The organism is Kocuria tytonis, assembly GCF_003226895.2.
Classification (GTDB): Bacteria; Actinomycetota; Actinomycetes; order Actinomycetales; family Micrococcaceae; genus Kocuria; species Kocuria tytonis.
Genome location: NZ_PNJG02000001.1, coordinates 200,933 through 218,517 on the forward strand (window position 1 = coordinate 200,933; position 17,585 = coordinate 218,517).

At 71.2% G+C, this 17,585-nt stretch carries 20 protein-coding genes; 12 read left to right on the forward strand and 8 right to left on the reverse strand.

Features of this window, described 5'->3' with window-relative positions:
• Positions 1–15 precede the first annotated feature (15 nt).
• The 3 genes from C1C97_RS00995 to msrB all read right to left on the reverse strand — a co-directional run bounded on the left by C1C97_RS00995 (position 16) and on the right by msrB (position 2,600).
• A complete protein-coding gene (locus C1C97_RS00995) occupies positions 16–1,275 on the reverse strand; it encodes an HRDC domain-containing protein (protein ID WP_407657239.1) in 1,260 nt (419 codons plus the stop codon).
• A 153-nt stretch (positions 1,276–1,428) separates the two neighbouring features.
• A complete protein-coding gene (locus C1C97_RS01000; RefSeq protein WP_233542643.1) occupies positions 1,429–2,034 on the reverse strand; it encodes a DUF3000 domain-containing protein in 606 nt (201 codons plus the stop codon).
• 110 nt (positions 2,035–2,144) lie between these two features.
• Positions 2,145–2,600 carry a peptide-methionine (R)-S-oxide reductase MsrB gene (msrB, locus tag C1C97_RS01005; protein ID WP_110919449.1) on the reverse strand — a complete coding sequence of 152 codons (456 nt, stop codon included), beginning with the start codon at positions 2,598–2,600 and terminating at the stop codon, positions 2,145–2,147.
• 113 nt (positions 2,601–2,713) lie between these two features.
• On the opposite strand from msrB, the gene C1C97_RS01010 reads away from it, so the two are divergent.
• The gene (locus tag C1C97_RS01010; protein ID WP_121029714.1) at positions 2,714–3,949 is read left to right on the forward strand and encodes an alpha/beta hydrolase family protein; all 1,236 of its coding nucleotides are present in this window, start codon (positions 2,714–2,716) and stop codon (positions 3,947–3,949) included.
• A 43-nt stretch (positions 3,950–3,992) separates the two neighbouring features.
• On the opposite strand, the gene C1C97_RS01015 is transcribed toward C1C97_RS01010, so the two are convergent.
• Both C1C97_RS01015 and C1C97_RS01020 read right to left on the reverse strand, forming a co-directional pair.
• Complete coding sequence (locus tag C1C97_RS01015; protein ID WP_110919447.1) at positions 3,993–4,442, reverse strand: SufE family protein; 450 nt, start codon at positions 4,440–4,442, stop codon at positions 3,993–3,995.
• Complete coding sequence (locus C1C97_RS01020) at positions 4,439–5,347, reverse strand: sulfurtransferase (protein WP_110919446.1); 909 nt, start codon at positions 5,345–5,347, stop codon at positions 4,439–4,441. Before C1C97_RS01020 ends, C1C97_RS01015 begins: the two co-directional genes overlap by 4 nt.
• Before the next feature lie 276 nt (positions 5,348–5,623).
• Between C1C97_RS01020 and zapE the strand changes: the two genes are divergently transcribed.
• Positions 5,624–6,670, forward strand: a complete 1,047-nt coding sequence (gene zapE, locus C1C97_RS01025; protein WP_121029716.1) for a cell division protein ZapE — start codon at positions 5,624–5,626, stop codon at positions 6,668–6,670.
• Positions 6,671–6,788: 118 nt separating this feature from the next.
• Here zapE and C1C97_RS01030 read toward each other — a convergent pair whose 3' ends face one another.
• The gene (locus C1C97_RS01030; protein ID WP_110919444.1) at positions 6,789–6,971 is read right to left on the reverse strand and encodes an antitoxin; all 183 of its coding nucleotides are present in this window, start codon (positions 6,969–6,971) and stop codon (positions 6,789–6,791) included.
• Positions 6,972–7,188: 217 nt separating this feature from the next.
• On the opposite strand from C1C97_RS01030, the gene nrdF reads away from it, so the two are divergent.
• From nrdF to C1C97_RS01055, 5 genes are all read left to right on the forward strand, one after another.
• The gene (gene nrdF, locus C1C97_RS01035; protein ID WP_110919443.1) at positions 7,189–8,169 is read left to right on the forward strand and encodes a class 1b ribonucleoside-diphosphate reductase subunit beta; all 981 of its coding nucleotides are present in this window, start codon (positions 7,189–7,191) and stop codon (positions 8,167–8,169) included.
• A 354-nt stretch (positions 8,170–8,523) separates the two neighbouring features.
• Complete coding sequence (locus C1C97_RS01040) at positions 8,524–8,922, forward strand: hypothetical protein (RefSeq protein ID WP_233542644.1); 399 nt, start codon at positions 8,524–8,526, stop codon at positions 8,920–8,922.
• A 145-nt stretch (positions 8,923–9,067) separates the two neighbouring features.
• Positions 9,068–9,799, forward strand: a complete 732-nt coding sequence (locus tag C1C97_RS01045) for a lipoate--protein ligase family protein (protein WP_121029718.1) — start codon at positions 9,068–9,070, stop codon at positions 9,797–9,799.
• 22 nt (positions 9,800–9,821) lie between these two features.
• Positions 9,822–10,643: an SOS response-associated peptidase gene (locus tag C1C97_RS01050; protein ID WP_121029720.1), complete on the forward strand. Its 822-nt coding sequence runs from the start codon at positions 9,822–9,824 to the stop codon at positions 10,641–10,643.
• A gap of 121 nt (positions 10,644–10,764) precedes the next feature.
• Positions 10,765–11,211: a pyridoxamine 5'-phosphate oxidase family protein gene (locus tag C1C97_RS01055; RefSeq protein ID WP_110919439.1), complete on the forward strand. Its 447-nt coding sequence runs from the start codon at positions 10,765–10,767 to the stop codon at positions 11,209–11,211.
• 94 nt (positions 11,212–11,305) lie between these two features.
• Here the strand turns inward: C1C97_RS01055 and C1C97_RS01060 are convergent, their stop codons facing one another.
• Positions 11,306–11,809, reverse strand: coding sequence for a GNAT family N-acetyltransferase (locus C1C97_RS01060; protein WP_110919438.1), 504 nt, complete (start codon positions 11,807–11,809; stop codon positions 11,306–11,308).
• Positions 11,810–11,932: 123 nt separating this feature from the next.
• On the opposite strand from C1C97_RS01060, the gene C1C97_RS01065 reads away from it, so the two are divergent.
• Positions 11,933–13,252 (forward strand): M20/M25/M40 family metallo-hydrolase, encoded by a 1,320-nt coding sequence (locus C1C97_RS01065; protein WP_121029722.1) that lies wholly within the window; start codon positions 11,933–11,935, stop codon positions 13,250–13,252.
• Positions 13,253–13,310: 58 nt separating this feature from the next.
• Positions 13,311–14,543, forward strand: a complete 1,233-nt coding sequence (locus C1C97_RS01070; RefSeq protein ID WP_121029724.1) for an acyl-CoA dehydrogenase family protein — start codon at positions 13,311–13,313, stop codon at positions 14,541–14,543.
• On the opposite strand, the gene C1C97_RS01075 is transcribed toward C1C97_RS01070, so the two are convergent.
• A complete protein-coding gene (locus C1C97_RS01075; RefSeq protein ID WP_407657240.1) occupies positions 14,540–14,785 on the reverse strand; it encodes a DUF5703 family protein in 246 nt (81 codons plus the stop codon). The genes C1C97_RS01070 and C1C97_RS01075 overlap by 4 nt on opposite strands.
• Positions 14,786–14,824: 39 nt before the next feature.
• Between C1C97_RS01075 and C1C97_RS01080 the strand changes: the two genes are divergently transcribed.
• The 3 genes from C1C97_RS01080 to mshC all read left to right on the forward strand — a co-directional run bounded on the left by C1C97_RS01080 (position 14,825) and on the right by mshC (position 17,569).
• On the forward strand, positions 14,825–15,184 hold the full coding sequence (locus tag C1C97_RS01080) for a primosomal protein (protein ID WP_110919435.1): 360 nt from the start codon (positions 14,825–14,827) through the stop codon (positions 15,182–15,184).
• 119 nt (positions 15,185–15,303) lie between these two features.
• Positions 15,304–16,137: an undecaprenyl-diphosphate phosphatase gene (locus C1C97_RS01085; protein ID WP_121029726.1), complete on the forward strand. Its 834-nt coding sequence runs from the start codon at positions 15,304–15,306 to the stop codon at positions 16,135–16,137.
• A gap of 115 nt (positions 16,138–16,252) precedes the next feature.
• On the forward strand, positions 16,253–17,569 hold the full coding sequence (mshC, locus tag C1C97_RS01090; protein WP_121029728.1) for a cysteine--1-D-myo-inosityl 2-amino-2-deoxy-alpha-D-glucopyranoside ligase: 1,317 nt from the start codon (positions 16,253–16,255) through the stop codon (positions 17,567–17,569).
• Positions 17,570–17,585 lie beyond the last annotated feature (16 nt).

Here is a 17,585-nt window from a genome sequence, read left to right on the forward strand (position 1 = left end):
GGCGCCGTGCGCCGCTCAGTCCACGGTGTCCGGTGCCCTGTCCGCACGGCGGCGGGCACGCAGCGCACGCCACGCGGACCCGATCACGGGGGCCACGCGCTCCACCTGCCACGAGCGGGCGCCGAGTTCCCGCAACCGCTGCGCCACGGCGTCGTCGGAGGTGGACCGGGGCGGCTGCCAGCAGAAGCGGCGCAGGTGCTCCGGGGTGAGGAGGTTCTCCGGGGGCAGTCCCAGCTCCTCGGCGAGCTCCGCGACGGCGGGCTTGAGCGCCTTCAGCCGGGCGGCGGCCTCGGGGCGCTTCGTCTCCCAGCCCTTGACCGTTGGCAGGGCGTCGGAGGGGACGGTGGCCGGAACCGGCTCCTCGGTCAGGCGGGCGTCCTGCACCGCGGCCAGCCAGCGGGGCGCCTCGCGGGAGGCGAGCCGACCGTGGAAGCCGGGCGTGGCCATCAGCTGCGGCACGGTGCGGGGCATGGCGTTGGCGGCGGCCACGATCGCCGAGTCCGGGAGCAGGCGCGTGGGCGCCAGGTCCTTGTGCCGGGCCAGCGCCTCGCGCGCCTGCCACAGGTTGCGCAGCGCCGTGAGCTTCCGCCGTCCGCGCACGTTGCCCATCCCGTGCGTGCGGCGCCACGGATCCTGCCGGGGCGGGGCGGGTGCGGCGGCGCGGATGTGCTCGAACTCCTCGAACGCCCACTCCAGCTTGCCGGCCTGCGCCAGGCGCTCCTCGGTGGCCCACCGCAGCTGCACCAGCACCTCCACGTCCAGTGCCGCGTAGTTCAGCCAGTCCGCGGGCAGCGGGCGCTGCGACCAGTCCACGGCGGAGTGCTCCTTGGACAGCGTGAAGCCCAGCAGCTCCTCCGTCATGGACGCGAGGCCCACCTTGCGCAGTCCGAGCAGCCGCCCGCCCAGCTCGGTGTCGAACAGCCGGTCCGGGTGCATGTCCAGTTCGGCCAGGCACGGCATGTCCTGGGTGGCGGCGTGCAGCACCCACTCGACGCCGCGCAGCGCCTCGTTCACGACGGCGAGTGAACCCACGGCCTCGGGGTCGATGAGGATGGTGCCCGCGCCCTCGCGGCGCAGCTGGACCAGGAAGGCCCGCTGGCCGTAGCGGAAACCGGACGCCCGCTCGGTGTCGATGGCCACGGGCCCGGTGGCCGCGGCGAGCTGCTCGGCGGCTCGGGTCAGGCCGCGGGCGGTGTCCACCACGCGGGGTATCCCCTCGGCGGGCCCGTTCAGGTGCACGGTCGCGGGGATGGGCAGGTGCTCGAACCCGGGCACCACGATTTCTGGTGGCCCCGGTTCACGGGCGGGTATCGGATCACTGGCGTTGCTGTTGATGGTGGTGTTCCTCGGAGGATGACGTGACGGCGGCGGGCCTGGTTCCGCACCGCCGTGCAGGGTGCAATGGTTCAGTGCGGGCAGCTGTGCGGTTCACACACAGGCCGCGCCCTCGTGCTGCGGGGGAAGACCGGCCGCGGCGCACAGGACGTCCGCCCACGCACGCACATGGGTCGGCGCCCAGTGCGGTGCACCGCCGAGGGGCACGGGGGTCCAGGAGGCCCGGACCTCCACCCGGGCGACGTCCACCCGGTCCGCGAGGCTGCCGTAGTGCCGCTCGACCGTGCGGGACGCCGTTCCGCCCTCCGCCGTGAACCGGGCCCCGTGCTCCTCGAGGGTGTCGGTGAGCCAGGACCAGCTGACGTCGGTGAGCAGATCGTCCCGGCCCATCTCGGTGTCCATGCGGGAGCGGAACCAGCTCACGATCCGGAACGGACCCTGCCACGGCTGCGGGCAGGACTCGTCGTAGAGCACCACGAACCGGCCGGAGGCGGGCGCCTCGCGTGCCGGGGCGGCGTCGGCGGGTGCGGTGTCCCCGTGCCGGGCGTGGCCGACCTCCGCGGCGAAGGAGATGGCGTGGGGCGCGAGCCCGCGCGGAGGGGTGATCCGGCTCAGGGTGACCTCCGGGCGGAACCGGGCACCCTCGAGGGACCGCACGACTGCGCGGAATGCCTCCGGAGTGCTGTTCAGCTCGGTCACCGCTCCCACAAGGTCACAGTAACCACACCGTGAGCCCCGTGAGCGGGTTTGGCCTCGTGTCGTCCCCGCGCGTCACGCGGTGTGCCGCCGATCGACCCCGGAGCGGGCTGCTACGCCTCGGGGACCAGGCGCAGGGACACCGAGTTCATGCAGTAGCGCAGATCCGTGGGGGTGTCGTACCCCTCGCCCTCGAACACGTGGCCGAGGTGCGAGTCGCACGTGGCGCAGCGCACCTCCACGCGCTTCATGCCAAGGCTGGTGTCCTCGATGTAGCGCACCCGGTCCTCGGCCAGCGGGGCGAAGAACGAGGGCCACCCGCAGTGGGCCGAGAACTTGGTCTCGGAACGGAACAGCTCGGCACCGCACGCCCGGCACTCGTAGACGCCCGTGGTGGTGGTGTCCACGTACTCGCCCGTGTTCGGGGGCTCGGTGCCGGCCTCGCGCAGCACCCGGTACTCCATGGGGGTCAGCAGCTCGCGCCACTGGGCGTCGGTGCGCGCGGCCGCGGCCTCCGGGCTCGGTGCGGTGCCGGTCTCCTGCGGTCGGGACTCAGGGTTGGTGGTCACGGTTGTGCCTCCGGTCGTCGATGTCGTTCTCGTGAGAGTGCAACCACGGGGCGCGTGCGGTTATGCCCGCGCGCGCCCGTTCCGGGGGCGGGCGGACGTGTCAGAATGGCGCCATGGCATGGCTGAGCTCCCCCGGGCGGGACCCGGAGACGACCCGTTCGTGGCAGCACGGCGCCCTCGTGGGTGCTGCGGCGAGCATCGGCGCCGCGTCGGCGACGTTCGCGGTCTCCGGCGGGATCGCCGCCCTCGTGGCCCGCCACGTGGTGACCCCCACCACCCGGCCCGGCAACGTCACGGTGCTCAAGCTCGAGAAGGACCCCAACTCGGGGCAGGACCTCGTGACCCTGCCGGCCACGCCGGACACGCGCGTTGCCGGCACCTACGCACTGCGCTTCGACAACGGCGCGGGGCTCGCGCGCATCGGCTTCGTGGTGCGCCAGACCGGTGGGACGGTCACCCGGCTGGTGGAGCGCGTCTACCGCGGGGAACTGGCGGAGGGCAAGCGCGGGTGGTGGACCGGAACCGTCTACGCGCGCCCCTCCGACGCCGGTCTCGCCTACCGCAAGGTGAAGATCCCCACGGCCCTCGGTCCCGCGCCCGCGTGGCTGGTGCCCGGGGACGGGGACACCGCGCGTCCGGACCACGGCGGGACGTGGGCCGTCATGGTGCACGGGCGCGGCGCGCAGCGCCCGGAGTGCATCCGCGGGGCACGGGTCGCCCACCAGCTGGGCCTGTACTCGCTCATCGTGTCCTACCGCAACGACCAGGAGGCGCCCGCCACGGACGACAACCGGTACGGGCTCGGATTCACGGAGTGGGAGGACGTGCAGGCCGGGATCCGCTACGCGCTCGAGCACGGGGCGCAGGACATCGTGCTGTTCGGGTGGTCCATGGGCGGGGCCATCGTGCTGCGCACCACCGAACTCACCGAGTTCAAGGACCGGATCAGGGCCCTCGTGCTCACGGGGCCCGTGGTGGACTGGTACGAGCTGCTGGCCCACCAGACCCGCATCCACCGGATCCCGCGCCGGGTGGGCCGGATGGCCGCGGACCTGATCTCGCACCGCATGGGCCCGCGCATCACCGGGCTGGCGGAGCCCCTGGACCTGCACGCCCTCGACTGGCTCTCCCGGTGGGAGGACATCACCACGCCCACGCTGATCCTGCACTCCACGGACGACGAGGTGGTGCCCGTGGCCGGCTCGGTCAAGCTCGCGGACCTCAACCCGCACGTGGACTTCGTGGGCTTCTCGGGAGCGCGCCACACGAAGGAGTGGAACATCGACCGCAAGCGCTACGAACGCGCCATCGGCGACTGGCTCACGGCAGTGCTGCGGCCCGGGCGCTGACGCCCGGGCCGCAGGACACTGCGTGACATCCGCAGGCGCGGACTCAGCCCGCCTGCATGGCGCGGATCTGGTGCTTGATCCTGCCCAGCATGGCGGACATCCCCCGCATGCGCAGCGGGGACACCAGCTTGGTGAGCCCGAACCGCTCGGGGAGGTCGTCGGGCACGTCCAGCACCTGCTCGGCCGGCAGCCCGTTGAGCCCCTCGTGCAGGATCGAGGCGAAACCACGCGTGGTGGGTGCCTCCGCAGGGGCGGAGAAGAACAGGTTCACCGGGGCGTCCGGGCCGGTCCCGGCCAGTTCCACCGCGAGGAACAGCGGCGACTGGCACTCCGTGACCTGCTCGAGCTCCTCGGGGTGCTCGCCCAGCCGGGAGGGCAGCTCGGGCAACGACCGGGAGAACTCCAGCAGCAGTTGCAGCTTGTCCGGCTCGGGGACCTCGTGGAACTCCGTGACGAGCTCCGCGAGCTGTGCGGGGAGGTGCTGGGTGCTCATCGGGTGGCCTCCGGGGCCTCGCCGCGCTCTTCGCCCTGGGCCACGGGCACGCGCACGGCGTTGCCCCACTCGGTCCAGGAGCCGTCGTAGTTGCGCACGTTCTCGAAGCCCAGCAGGTGCGTGAGCACGAACCACGTGTGGGAGGAGCGCTCGCCGATGCGGCAGTACGCGATCACGTCCTCACCCGGGGTCAGCCCCACCTCGTCCAGGTAGATGGCCTCGAGCTCCGCGCGGGACTTGAAGGTGCCGTCCTCGGCGGCGGCACGGGCCCACGGCACGGAGGCCGCGGTGGGGATGTGCCCGCCGCGCAGCGTGCCCTCCTGCGGGTACTCCGGCATGTGGGTGCGCTCACCCGTGTACTCCTGCGGGGAGCGCACGTCGATCAGCGGCGTGGTGCCCAGGGCGTCCAGCACGTCCTCGCGGTAGGCGCGGATCGGTGCGTCCACCCGCTGCACCACGGGGTAGTCCGTGGCGGTCACCTCGGTGGGCTCCGTGGTGAGTTCGCGCCCCTCGGCGATCCACTTGTCCCGCCCGCCGTCCATCAGGCGCACGTCCGGGTGGCCGAACAGGCTGAACACCCACAGGGCGTAGGCCGCCCACCAGTTGGACTTGTCGCCGTAGACCACGACGGTGTCCTCGCGGCGGATGCCCTTGCGGGACATCAGCGCCGCGAAGCGCTCGCCGTCCACGTAGTCGCGGGTGGCGGTGTCGTTGAGGTCCGTGTGCCAGTCCACCTTCACGGCACCGGGGACGTGTCCCGTCTCGTACAGCAGGACGTCCTCGTCGGACTCCACCACGACGATGCCGGGCTCGCCCGCGTGCTCGGCCACCCACTGCGTGGAGACCAGGCGTTCCGGGTGCGCGTACTGGGCGAACGCCTCGTCGTGCTCTGCTTCTGCGGCCATGGAGACTTCTCCTCGTCCTCGTGCTGTCATGCGTGCGTCGCACGGCGGACCGTGCGCTTCTCCCTGTCCAGCGTAGTGGTGCGCCCGCACCCTGCGCATACCGGTGCCCCGATCGCCGTCACGTGCGCGTGCCGTGTTCACCACGGGCTGACCGGTAGCATCGGGGGGAGAACGGGGTGCTCCGCGCACCCCGCCGTCGTCCGTCTACAGCAGACCGGGACCCGGCGCGACTCCTCGGTGCGGGGGCGCCCCGGGGGCCGGCCGGAAGGTCCGCACGTGAGCACTCAGATCGAACACCTGGTGGAGCGCAACCCCCGCGTCTCGGCCGACGAGCTGCTGGACGGGTTCCGCCCCTCGGAGCGCTTCGGCGAGGTGTCCTTCGACACCTACCGCCCGGACCCGTCCCAGCCCTCCCAGGCGGAGGCCGTGGCGGAGCTCAGGGCCTTCGCCGACAGCGTGTCGGGGCCCGGCACCCAGGGCGGCGGGTTCTTCTCCAAGCTCTTCGGCGGTTCCAAGGCACCGGCCGCGGCCCAGGGCATCTACCTGGACGGTGGCTTCGGTGTGGGCAAGACCCACCTGCTGGCGTCCCTGTGGCACGCGGTCCCCGGTCCCAAGGCCTTCGGGACGTTCGTGGAGTACACGAACCTCGTGGGCGCACTGAGCTTCCGCCGCACCGTGGACGCCCTGAAGGCGTACTCCCTCGTGTGCATCGACGAGTTCGAGCTGGACGACCCCGGGGACACCGTGCTGATGTCCCGGCTCATGCGTGAGCTCGCGGACGCCGGCGTAAAGCTCGCGGCCACGTCCAACACCCTGCCGGGATCGCTGGGGGAGGGGCGGTTCGCCGCGCAGGACTTCCAGCGCGAGATCCAGGTGCTCTCGTCCCAGTTCGAGGTGGTGCGCATCGACGGCGAGGACTACCGGCACCGCGGTCTCCCACAGGCCCCGTCCCCGCTGCCCGACGACGCCGCCCTGGAGGCGGCCGTGGAGCAGCACTTCGCGGGCAGGCGCGTTGCCGCGGACGACTTCGACGCCCTGGTGGACCAGCTCTCACGCGTGCACCCCTCGCGCTACCGCGCATTCATCCAGGACCTCGACGCCATTGCATGGCGTGGTGTGCGCACCATCGACCAGCAGGCCGTGGCCCTGCGGTTCGTGGTGCTCGCGGACCGGCTCTACGACCGCGACCTGCCCATCCTCTCCACGGGTGTCCCCTTCGACCGGGTGTTCACCGAGGAGATGATGGCCGGCGGGTACCAGAAGAAGTACTACCGTGCAGTGTCGCGTCTGACGGCCCTGGCCCGTGAGGCCGACGAGGCCTGAGACCGGGCACCTCACGACCGTCCCGGCAGCGGCCCGGTGCGTCCGCCTCGTGCGGACACGGGAAAGGGGCCCCTTCCGCAGTGGAAGGGCCCCTTTCACGAACCAGGTGGTTCAGGAACTACTCGTTTCCGCCCATGCGATCACGAACGGCGTCCTGGCCCTGGTCGACCTGGCCCTCGAACTTGCCGCCGGTCTTGTCGTCGACGGCGTCTCCGGCCTTGTCGATGCCCTGGTTGACCTTGTCCTCATGGCCACCGGCCATGTCCTTGGCCTTGTCCGCGAGTCCTCCGAGATCAGGCATGATCTGTGTCCTTCCCGTTGCTGAACCAGCCCGGTTGCGGGTCGGTAGGTCACCATCCTGCCCGGCGGAGTCGCTGCGGGGGAAGACCCCGGGGCAGTAATTCGCCCTCAGAAAACAGGAGCTGACACGGTGGCGTGCGTCATGGGAAGCCCCCGGCGGCGTGGAGTATCGTGTGGAGTCTTCCCGCCCCCAGTCACCGAAGGAGCCAGCGCGCACCATGACCACCCAAGAGGTCGAACTGCTCCGCCACCCGGCGGAGGCCATCAACTGGAACCGCGTCCAGGACGAGAAGGACACCGAGGTCTGGGACCGCCTGACCTCCAACTTCTGGCTGCCCGAGAAGGTGCCGCTGTCCAACGACGTCCAGTCCTGGAAGACCCTCACCTCCGAGGAGCAGGACCTGGCCATGAAGGTCTTCACCGGCCTCACGCTGCTGGACACCATCCAGGGCACCGTGGGCGCGGTGTCCCTCATCCCGGATGCCAAGACCCTGCACGAGGAGGCCGTGTACACGAACATCGCGTTCATGGAGTCCGTGCACGCGAAGTCCTACTCCTCGATCTTCTCCACGCTGTCCTCCATGAAGCAGATCGACGAGGCCTTCCGGTGGTCGCGGGAGAACGAGTACCTGCAGCGCAAGGCGGACATCGTGCTGTCCTACTACAAGGGTGACGACCCCCTGAAGAAGAAGGTGGCCTCCACCCTGCTGGAGTCCTTCCTCTTCTACTCCGGGTTCTACCTGCCCATGTACTTCTCCTCGCACGCCAAGCTGACCAACACCGCGGACCTGATCCGGCTGATCATCCGCGACGAGGCCGTGCACGGGTACTACATCGGCTACAAGTACCAGAAGGGCCTGCTGCTGGAGACCCCCGAGCGGCAGGAGGAGCTCAAGGCGTACACGTACGAGCTGCTGGACGAGCTCTACGAGAACGAGGTGGCCTACGCGGAGGCCCTGTACGACTCCGTGGGCTGGACCGAGGACGTCAAGAAGTTCCTGCACTACAACGCCAACAAGGCGCTGAACAACCTCGGGTACGAGGCCCTGTTCCCGCGCGAGATGACGGACGTCTCCCCGGCGATCCTCTCCTCGCTGTCCCCCAATGCGGACGAGAACCACGACTTCTTCTCCGGTTCGGGCTCCTCCTACGTGATCGGCAAGGCCGTGAACACGGAGGACGAGGACTGGGACTTCTGACACCGGCCCCGATGCCCGGGGACTCGGACCGGAAGGCCGCGACGCTCTGGCGTCGCGGCCTCCGTCGTGCTCGGGGTCGGCCGCAGCGGCCGGCCGCGATGCCCTCCGGGGGACAGGCCCATGACACCGTCCCCCAATGTGCGACTGTGATCGCGGGGGTGCCGCTCCTAGACTGGAGGAGCAAGGGGAGAGAGGTCCTGCCGGCCCTCGGGTGATCCGGGGGGAGCACCGGGCCGGCGGGCGCAGGATCGACAACCGTGGCGAGGGCGGCGCTGCTCGCGCTCGCCACGGGAGACTTTCGTAGGGGGCTAGTGCATCATGCGCGCTGTATCGACCGTGAAATCCGCTCTGTCGGTGGCTGAGCTGACGGCCTTGAACGAGCTCATGCGCGGGACGGGCACCGTGGAGGCGTTCGAGCGGGAGCTCGTGACCCGCGTGTACGCGGGCGCGCTCGCGTGGCTGGGGGAGCTGGACGGCCCCGAGCTCACCCGGGATCAGCGCCGACGCTGGAACGCCGCCGTCCGCCGCGTCAACCGCTACGTGCCCCGGGGCGGTGTGACCATGACGTGCCGTGTGCTGCGCTCCCTGAACCAGTCCCGGGACCTGCTGGCGGACCACCACGTCCTGAAGACGGCGATCGTGGCCGCCGCCGCACACGGTCCGGTCCCTGCCGCTTCCCGCCGGCCCGCGGAGACCGCGCGCACCGCGCCGTCGTCCCGTGCCGCGTCCCAACTGGCACACACCGGGGTCTGAGGCGCGGGCCGCTGCGGTGCCTCCGTCCTGATGTGCGCCGTCCCGGGGCCGCATGACCGCGCGCCGCGGGGGCGCGGGCGGCGTCGTGGCGCCCCGCGGTGCCCGGGCGGTGAGACCCTGCCGCTCGACTAGAGTTGGCGCCAGCATGAAACTCATACGTCAGCGCGAGTCCCTGGGCGCCGAGCAGGACTACCGCCGCGCCCTCTCCATTCTCGACGCCGCCCGCAGCGGCACCACGGAACCCGTGCTGCGCGTGTACCAGCCGCGACCCACGGTGGCCTTCGGCCGCAGGGACGAGCTCAACCCGGGGTTCGGCCGCGCCCGGCAGGCGGCGCTCGACGCCGCGTTCACACCGCTCGTGCGCCGGGTGGGCGGGCGCGCAGCGGCCTACCACGGCGGGTGTCTCGTGATCGACCACGTGGAACCGGACCCCGATCCCAAGACCGGGATCCAGGACCGCTACCGGCTGTTCGGGGACATGGTGGTCGCCGCGCTCGAGGAGCTCGAGATCCCCGCCCAGGTGGGGGAGATCCCGGGCGAGTACTGCGCGGGCGAGTACAGCGTGCACGCCCCCGGGACCGCCTCGGACCCCCGGCAGCCCGTCAAGCTCGCCGGCACCGCCCAGCGGGTGGTGGCCGGGGCGTGGTACTTCTCCACCGTGCTCGTGATCGAGGAGTCGGAGCCGCTGCGCGGCGTCCTGGAGGACGTCTACGCATGCTTGGGCGTGCCGTGGGATCCGGCCACCGCGGGGTGCGTGGCGGACATCCGCCCGGGCACCACCGTGGCGCAGGTGGAGGCCGCGCTCATGGGCGTCTACGACCGGTACGCCACCTACATGGGCTACGGCCCCGTGACCGGGCACCCCGACCCGTCCTGATCCCGCGCGGAAGGAGACCACCATGTGCGGTCGCTACGTGATTGCCAGGACCCCTGGCCAGCTGGCCCTGCCCTTCGACGCACGGGTGGACGAGTCCGTCGCGGAGCTCGCGGAACCCAACTGGAACGTGGCACCCACCCACACGGTGCCCGTGGTCCTCGAACGGCTCGACGACGAGGGCCGGGTGCTCACGGAGGTCCACGCGGCACGCTGGGGACTGGTCCCCTCGTGGGCCAGGGAGATCTCGGTCGGTTCCAGGATGTTCAACGCGCGCTCCGAGACGGTCACGGAGAAGCCGTCCTTCCGGGCCGCGGTCAGCGCGCGCCGCTGCGCGATCCCCGCGGACGGCTACTACGAGTGGAAGGCCCCGCAGACCGGGCGCGGGAAGAAGCAGCCGTACTTCGTGCACCCACGCGACGACTCGCCCATCTGGTTCGCGGGCATCTACGAGTGGTGGCGGATCCCCGACGACGCGCAGGACCCGGCCGGTGCGCACCAAACCCGTCCCGGCAGGAACGCCCAAGGTGGTGCGTCGCCGGCGCAGTGGCTGCTGTCGTGCTCCATCCTCACGCGCGAGGCACCGGCCGCCTCGGACGGGGACCCGCACCTCGCGGCCCTGGGAGCGCTGCACAACCGGCTGCCCATGGGCATGGGCGAGGACTTCGCCCGGGCGTGGATCGCCCCGGACGACGACAAGGACCGCACACGGACCCTGGTGGAGCGTGCCGTGCAGCACTCGCTCGAGGTGGCCGCCGACTGGCGGATGCACCCGGTGAGCGCGGACGTGGGCTCCGTGAGGTCCCAGGGCGCCCACCTCGTGGAGCCGCAGCAGACGCTGCTGTGATCGACGGCGCGCCCGGTGACCTGGGGACCCCGCCGCCCTACAGTGGGGTGTGCAACGCGTGGAAGCGCAGCCGGTCCGCAACGGACCGGTCGGAACGGACACTCGAGAACCGGGAGCAGAGATGGTGGAACTGGGCAACAACCTGAGCGAGCACGCGCGCTGGCTGATCGACTTCGTGCGAGCGACCGGGGGAGCCGTGCTGGCCAGCAACAGCGGCACCGGGTGCCCCGAGTCCGCCTACGTCAACGTGGCGGCCACCGATTCCGGACGCATCGTGCTCGGGACGAACACCGCCTCCCGGAAGTTCTCCAACGTCACCTCGGACCCTCGGGTCTCGCTGGTGATCATGCAGGGCCGCACGGAGGAGGTGCAGCTCGAGGGGGAGGCGCGGGTGCTCGAGGACTCCGAGGCCGCGGCCGCGGGTGAGGTCCTGGAGGCCCAGCACCCGGGGGCCACGGACACCCACGACCCCGAGAACCTGCGCATCCTCGAGATCACCGTGCGCTGGGGGCTGCACACGGACGTCACGCAACGGCCGCCGCTCATGGAGGAGCTGACGCTGCGCTGAACCGGCGTGCCGGGCGGCCCGTGCGCCGTCGGACACTCCTCGGACGGGAAGGCGCCGGACCCGCCGCGGGACCGGACGGGCCCGCGGTCGCACCTCACATCTCGTCGTGGTCCGGGTTCCAGCGGTGGAAGTCCAGGGCCAGGTACAGGGCGAGGGCCGCGGAGTTGTCCTCCGGGATGCGCACGCAGACCTCCTCGTAGCCGTTCTCGTGCAGCGCGGCCATGACCTGGCGCACGAGCTGCTCCGCGAGTCCGCGGCGGCGGTGCGAGGACGCGGTGAACAGCTCGAACAGGTAGGGCACCTCGGGCAGCTGCGGGTCCTCGCGGCGCGCCAGCACCATGGCCGCGGCCACGGGACTGCCGTCCGCGTCCTCGACCAGCTGGGACTGCTCGGCCAGGAACGGACCGAACCTGCCCCGGAACGCGTCCCGGATCATGGTCTCCGCCTGCTCCTGCGTGCCGGAGGTCCGGGATCCGTAGGCTTCCAGCAGCAGGTTCGCCAATCCTGTGGCGTCACCCTCCGTCACCGAGCGGGTGGGTGCCGTGACCTCCTGTGAATTGGGCACGGTCCGGGCGATCAGCGTGATATTTCCAGTCATCGTGGCCTCCCACGGGTCATCGGGAACAAACTCGTACTCGTCACCTCAGGGTAGCCGAGAAGGTTCTCGAGTCCACGGGAGGGCTACCGTGGAGACAGCACCGAGGCGAGGAGACTGAGAACAATGACCGACATCACCGAGACCGCGTCCACACCCGAGGCGGAGACCGCCCGGATCTGCCGGGAGCTCATCCGGTTCGACACCTCCAACTACTCCAGCGGTGAGGCCGAGGGCGAGCGCGCGGCGGCCGAGTACGTCGCCGAACTCATCCAGGAGGTGGGCCTGCAGACCCAGTACTTCGAGTCCGCGCCGGGACGCGCGAACGTGTTCACCCGGCTGGAGGGCTCCGATCCCTCCGCGGACGCCCTGCTCGTGCACGGTCACCTGGACGTGGTTCCCGCCATGGCGCAGGACTGGTCCGTGGACCCGTTCGCCGGCGAGGAGCGGGACGGCATGATCTGGGGCCGCGGGGCCGTGGACATGAAGGACATGGACGCCATGATGCTCTCCGTCCTGCGGCACATGCGCCGCACGGGCACCGTGCCGAAGCGCGACATCGTGTTCGGGTTCTTCGCGGACGAGGAGGCCGGGATGCGCTACGGCTCCAAGTACATGGTGGCCGAGCACCCCGAGGTCTTCGACGGCGTCACGGACGCGCTGAGCGAGGTGGGCGGGTACTCCACGACCATCGGGGGCCGCCGGGCCTATCTGCTGCAGACCGCGGAGAAGGGACTGCTGTGGCTCAAGCTGCATGCCCAGGGTCAGGCGGGCCACGGCTCCGGACTGCACGAGGACAACGCGGTCACCCATCTCTCCCGCGCCATGGCGAACATCGGGCAGTACACGTGGCCCGTGGAGCTGACCAAGACCACCCGGGCGTTCCTGGACGAGGTCACCGAGCTCACCGGGGTGGAGTTCGACCCGCAGAACCCGCAGCGGCTGCTGCGCGAACTGGGGGACGTGGCCCGCTTCGTGGGGGCCACGCTGCAGAACACGTCCAACCCCACCGTGCTGGACGGCGGCTACAAGACCAACGTGATCCCCGGTTCCGCCCAGGGAGCGGTGGACGTGCGGTTCCTGCCCGAGCAGAAGGAGCAGGTGCTCGCCAAGCTGCAGGAGCTCGCGGGGGAGAAGGTCCGCATCGAGGCGGAGTTCGAGGACATCGCCCTGGAGGTCCCGTTCTCCGGGACCGTGGTGGACGCCATGGTGGCCGCGCTGGAGGCCGAGGACCCCGACGCCGTGGTGCTGCCCTACATGCTCGGCGCCGGGACGGACAACAAGTCCCTCTCCCAGCTGGGCATCACCGGCTACGGCTTCGTGCCGCTGCAGCTGCCGGACGAGCTCGACTTCACCGGCATGTTCCACGGGGTGGACGAGCGCGTGCCCGTGTCCTCCCTGGAGTTCGGCTCCCGCGTGCTCGACCGGCTGCTGCGCAGCTACTGACCCCCACCCCGAGGACGGTGGGCGGCGACCGCACCCGAGACGATCCCAGGAGGACCCCATGGACCCCGTGACCGAGCTGCTCCCCGACGACCTGCTCGCGGTGATCCGCGCCCGCGCCGCGGACGTGGACCGCGAGAACCGCTTCTTCACCGAGGACTTCACCCTGCTGCGGGAGATCGGGTACCTGCGGATGCTCGTGCCGCGGGAGTTCGGGGGGCTGGGATTCTCCCTCGAGCAGGCCGCCCGCGCCCAGCGACGGCTCGCCACGGCGGCACCGGCCACCGCGCTCGGGATCAACATGCACCACGTGATCGTGGGCATCGGCTACACGCTGCACCTGCGCGGGGACGAGCGCGCACGGCAGATTCTCGACGCCGCCGCGGCGGGCGAGGTCTTCGCGTTCGGCATCTCGGAGGCGGGCAACGACTCCGTGCTCTTCGACGCCACCACGCGCGCCGAGCCCACCGCGGGGGGATGGCGGCTGCACGGCACCAAGATCTTCACGTCCCTGTCCCCGCGCTGGACGCGGCTGCTGGTCCACGCGCGCGTGGCTGAGGACGCCTCCGCGGGCACCGGGGACGCGGGCGCGCCCACCACCGACGACGCCGCGGCCGCACCGCTCGTGTTCGGTTTCCTCACCCGCCCGCACCACGAGCACCCGGTGCCGGGGGTGCAGACGCTCCCGGACTGGGACGCCCTGGGGATGCGGGCCTCGCAGTCCTGCACCACCGTGCTGGACGGCGCGGTGCTGCGGGAGACGGACGTGCTGACCAGCACACCCGCCGGGCCCAACCCGGACCCGGTGGTGTGGGGCGTCTTCGGGTGCTTCGAGCTGCTGCTCGCGGCGGTCTACACGGGCATCGCGGACCGCGCCATCGAGGTGGCGGTGGGGATCACCACCTCCCGTCGCTCGCTGGCCAAGGGCGCACCGTACTCGGACGATCCCGACATCCGCCGCCACATCGCCCGTGCCGGCGTGCTGCGGGACGGGGTGGAGCTGCAGCTGCGGCAGCTCTGCGCGGACGTGGACTCGCTGGGCTCCGCGCGCGAGGCGGCCCACGGTGCGCGCTGGTTCATCCTCTTCTCCGGGGTCAAGCACCGGGCGACCGAGGCCGCGCGCGAGGTGGTGGACCTGGTCCTGCGCGCCTCGGGCGGCGCGCAGTACCGGCGCGGGTCCGAGCTCGAACGGCTCTACCGGGACGTCCTGGCCGGGATGTACCACCCCTCGGACGCGGAGTCCGTGCACGCGGCCACCGCGAACTCGCTGCTGGGCCCGGTGTCCGCGGGTTAGAACGTGCGGTCCACCCGCATTATGCGCCGCCGCAGGACGTAGCGCCGGGCACCGCCGTAGAGCACGGCCGAGCGCATGAGCTCCCACTTGCCGTACTCGGCGTGCTCCTTCACCCGGGTCCGGGCGTCCGCCGCCTTCTCACGCGGGGCCACGGTGAGGGAGAGGTACTCGTAACGGTCGTCGCGCCCGGTCATGGTGGGGTGTCCGGTCACGGAACTGTGCTTCAGGCGTTGTTCTCTCATTGCTCCCATTCTGCTCCCATAACGACTAACGTCTACCCCATGAGCACCGATCCCCGCGCCGCGCTGCAAGCCCTCGTCAACGCCCTCGAAGAACACCTCGCCGCCGCGGCGAACCGCCGCTCCGACGACGACCCCTCGGTGGACGGCGCCTACGTGGCGATCGCCAACTCCTTCGAAGCGTACGAGGAAGCCCTCTACGACGCCTACGACGAGGTCACCCCGCTGACCGTGTTCGCCGAGGACGAGGACGACGACCTCGACTACGACGAGGACGAGGACGACGAGGACCTCCTCGAGGACAACGAGATGCTGGACGAGGACCTTGTGGACGAGGACGACTACGACGACTCCGAGGAGGACTCCTCCGGACCGGCCGGTCGCCGCGGCTCCGGGAAGTGAGCGGGCAGCAGACCACGTGAGCGGGGTCCCCACCGGGTGGTGGGGGCCCCGCACCGCGTCCAGGGGCCTCTCAGCCCCGTGCCCCGAAGCGCTCGGGAGGGGTGCCGTACAGTTGTCGCGTGAACTGGATCGAAGCGATAATCCTGGGCCTGGTGCAGGGCCTGACCGAATTCCTCCCGGTGTCCTCCTCGGCGCACCTGCGCATCGTGGGGGAGTTCCTCCCGAACGGTGCGGACCCCGGTGCCACCTTCACCGCCATCACGCAGCTGGGCACGGAGACCGCCGTGATCCTGTTCTTCTGGCGGGACATCGTGCGCATCGTCAGGCAGTGGGCCCTGTCACTGACGGGCCGGGTGGATCGGCGGGACCCGGATGCCCGCATGGGGTGGTTCATCATCCTGGGCTCGTTCCCCATCGCCGTCCTCGGGCTGCTGCTGCAGGACTACATCGAGACGCAGTTCCGCTCCCTGTGGATCACCGCCACCATGCTGATCGTCTTCGGTCTCTTCCTGGCGGTGGCGGACCACGTGGGCAAGCAGGAACGCCACCTGGAGGACCTCACCGTGAAGCACGCGGCGGTCTTCGGGTTCGCGCAGGCACTGGCGCTGATCCCGGGCGTCTCCCGCTCCGGCGGGACCATCACCGCGGGCTTGCTGATGGGGTACACGCGTGCCGCCGCCGCCCGCTACGCCTTCCTGCTGGCGATCCCCGCGGTGTTCTCCTCCGGCCTGTACCAGCTGTACAAGGCACTCAGCGGGGCCGAACCGGGCGGGGTGTACTCCATGGGTCAGACCGCCGTGGCCACCCTGATCGCCTTCGCGGTGGGCTACCTCATCATCGGCTGGTTCATGCACTACATCTCCGAGCGCAGCTACAACCTGTTCGTGTGGTACCGCGTGCTGCTCGGAGCGGTGGTGTTCGTGCTGCTGGGCACCGGGCTCATCAACGCCTGACCGGCACCGGTCGGCACGCGCCCCGCCCGGGCGCTCGTGACGGCCGCGGGGAATAGCGTCCGTGGCACGCCGGTTGCGACCGGGGAACAGATCTCTCGTCCAAACGAAGGTGAACATGAAGTCTTGGTCCTGCCGTCCGGTTCCGCAGCTGCCCGGAACGTCGTCCGCACCCCGGGTCCACGACACGAGCACGGGGCAGCTCGAGGTGCTGCAGGCCCGCGGTGGCCGCGCGGCCCTCTACGTGTGCGGCATCACCCCGTACGACGCCACGCACATGGGCCACGCGGCCACCTACGTCACCTTCGACCTGCTCAACCGGGCGTGGCGGGACGCCGGGTTCGCGGTGGACTACGTCCAGAACGTCACGGACGTGGACGACCCGCTGCTGGAGCGCGCCAACGCCACCGGGGTGGACTGGCGCGAGCTCGCCGCGTCCCAGACGGAGCTCTTCCGCACGGACATGACCGCTCTGAACGTCCTGCCCCCGGACCACTACGTGGGTGCCACCGAGGCCGTGGAGTGGATCGTGCCCGCCGTGGAGCGGCTCGTGGAGCGCGGCCTGGCCTACCGGGTCCCTGCGGGGACGGACCAGGACGGGAACCCGGCACCCGCCGGGGACGTGTACTTCGACGTCGCCGCCGCCGGTGAGCTGCGCGCCGAGGACCCGGACGCCTGGGTGGTGGGCAGCACGTGCCGCCTCGACACGGACCGGGAGCGGATGACGCCGCTGTTCGCGGGCCACGGCGGGGACCCGGACCGCACGGGCAAGCACGATCCGCTGGATCCGCTGCTGTGGCGGGTGGAGCGCGCGGGGGAGCCGTCCTGGGACGGTGCATCCCTCGGGGCGGGGCGCCCCGGGTGGCATATCGAGTGCAGCGTGATCGCCCTGCAGCACCTGCCCCGGCCGTTCACCGTGCAGGGTGGCGGGTCCGACCTGGCCTTCCCGCACCACGACATGGGAGCGGGACACGCCTACGCGCTGTCCGGCGAGCCCATGGCCGAGCACTTCGTGCACACCGCCATGGTGGGGCTAAACGGCGAGAAGATGTCCAAGTCCAAGGGCAACCTCGTGCTGGTCTCCACGCTGCGCCGCGACGGTGTGGACCCCGCGGCCATCCGGTTGGCGATCCTCTCGAACCACTACCGCACGGACTGGTTCTGGACCGACGAGCTGCTGGAGCAGTCGCGGCGCCGCCTCGCCACGTGGCGCGAGGCCGCGGCGAGGCCCGAGACGGCCGGTGCGGACGCCATGCTCCAGGCCGTGCGCGCGGCACTCGGGGAGGACCTCAACGCCCCCGCGGCCCTGATCGCGGTGGATGCGTGGGCCGCGCGGAACCTGGGCGGTGCGGCGGCACGCGGCGCCGCGGCGTCGGACGAGGACGTGGCGCTCGCGCGGCACACGGTGACGGCGCTGCTCGGCATCGAGCTCTGACCCGACCGCACGAAGA

Excerpts from the sequence above, each read along its gene's own strand:
- C1C97_RS01010 (WP_121029714.1), top strand. The coding sequence starts at position 2,714 with ATGGCATGGCTGAGCTCCCCCGGGCGGGACCCGGAGACGACCCGTTCG.
- C1C97_RS01015 (WP_110919447.1), bottom strand. The coding sequence starts at position 4,442 with ATGAGCACCCAGCACCTCCCCGCACAGCTCGCGGAGCTCGTCACGGAG.
- C1C97_RS01020 (WP_110919446.1), bottom strand. The coding sequence starts at position 5,347 with ATGGCCGCAGAAGCAGAGCACGACGAGGCGTTCGCCCAGTACGCGCAC.
- C1C97_RS01030 (WP_110919444.1), bottom strand. The coding sequence starts at position 6,971 with ATGCCTGATCTCGGAGGACTCGCGGACAAGGCCAAGGACATGGCCGGT.
- nrdF (WP_110919443.1), top strand. The coding sequence starts at position 7,189 with ATGACCACCCAAGAGGTCGAACTGCTCCGCCACCCGGCGGAGGCCATC.
- C1C97_RS01045 (WP_121029718.1), top strand. The coding sequence starts at position 9,068 with ATGAAACTCATACGTCAGCGCGAGTCCCTGGGCGCCGAGCAGGACTAC.
- C1C97_RS01050 (WP_121029720.1), top strand. The coding sequence starts at position 9,822 with ATGTGCGGTCGCTACGTGATTGCCAGGACCCCTGGCCAGCTGGCCCTG.
- C1C97_RS01055 (WP_110919439.1), top strand. The coding sequence starts at position 10,765 with ATGGTGGAACTGGGCAACAACCTGAGCGAGCACGCGCGCTGGCTGATC.
- C1C97_RS01060 (WP_110919438.1), bottom strand. The coding sequence starts at position 11,809 with ATGACTGGAAATATCACGCTGATCGCCCGGACCGTGCCCAATTCACAG.
- C1C97_RS01065 (WP_121029722.1), top strand. The coding sequence starts at position 11,933 with ATGACCGACATCACCGAGACCGCGTCCACACCCGAGGCGGAGACCGCC.
- C1C97_RS01070 (WP_121029724.1), top strand. The coding sequence starts at position 13,311 with ATGGACCCCGTGACCGAGCTGCTCCCCGACGACCTGCTCGCGGTGATC.
- C1C97_RS01075 (WP_407657240.1), bottom strand. The coding sequence starts at position 14,785 with ATGAGAGAACAACGCCTGAAGCACAGTTCCGTGACCGGACACCCCACC.
- C1C97_RS01080 (WP_110919435.1), top strand. The coding sequence starts at position 14,825 with ATGAGCACCGATCCCCGCGCCGCGCTGCAAGCCCTCGTCAACGCCCTC.
- mshC (WP_121029728.1), top strand. The coding sequence starts at position 16,253 with ATGAAGTCTTGGTCCTGCCGTCCGGTTCCGCAGCTGCCCGGAACGTCG.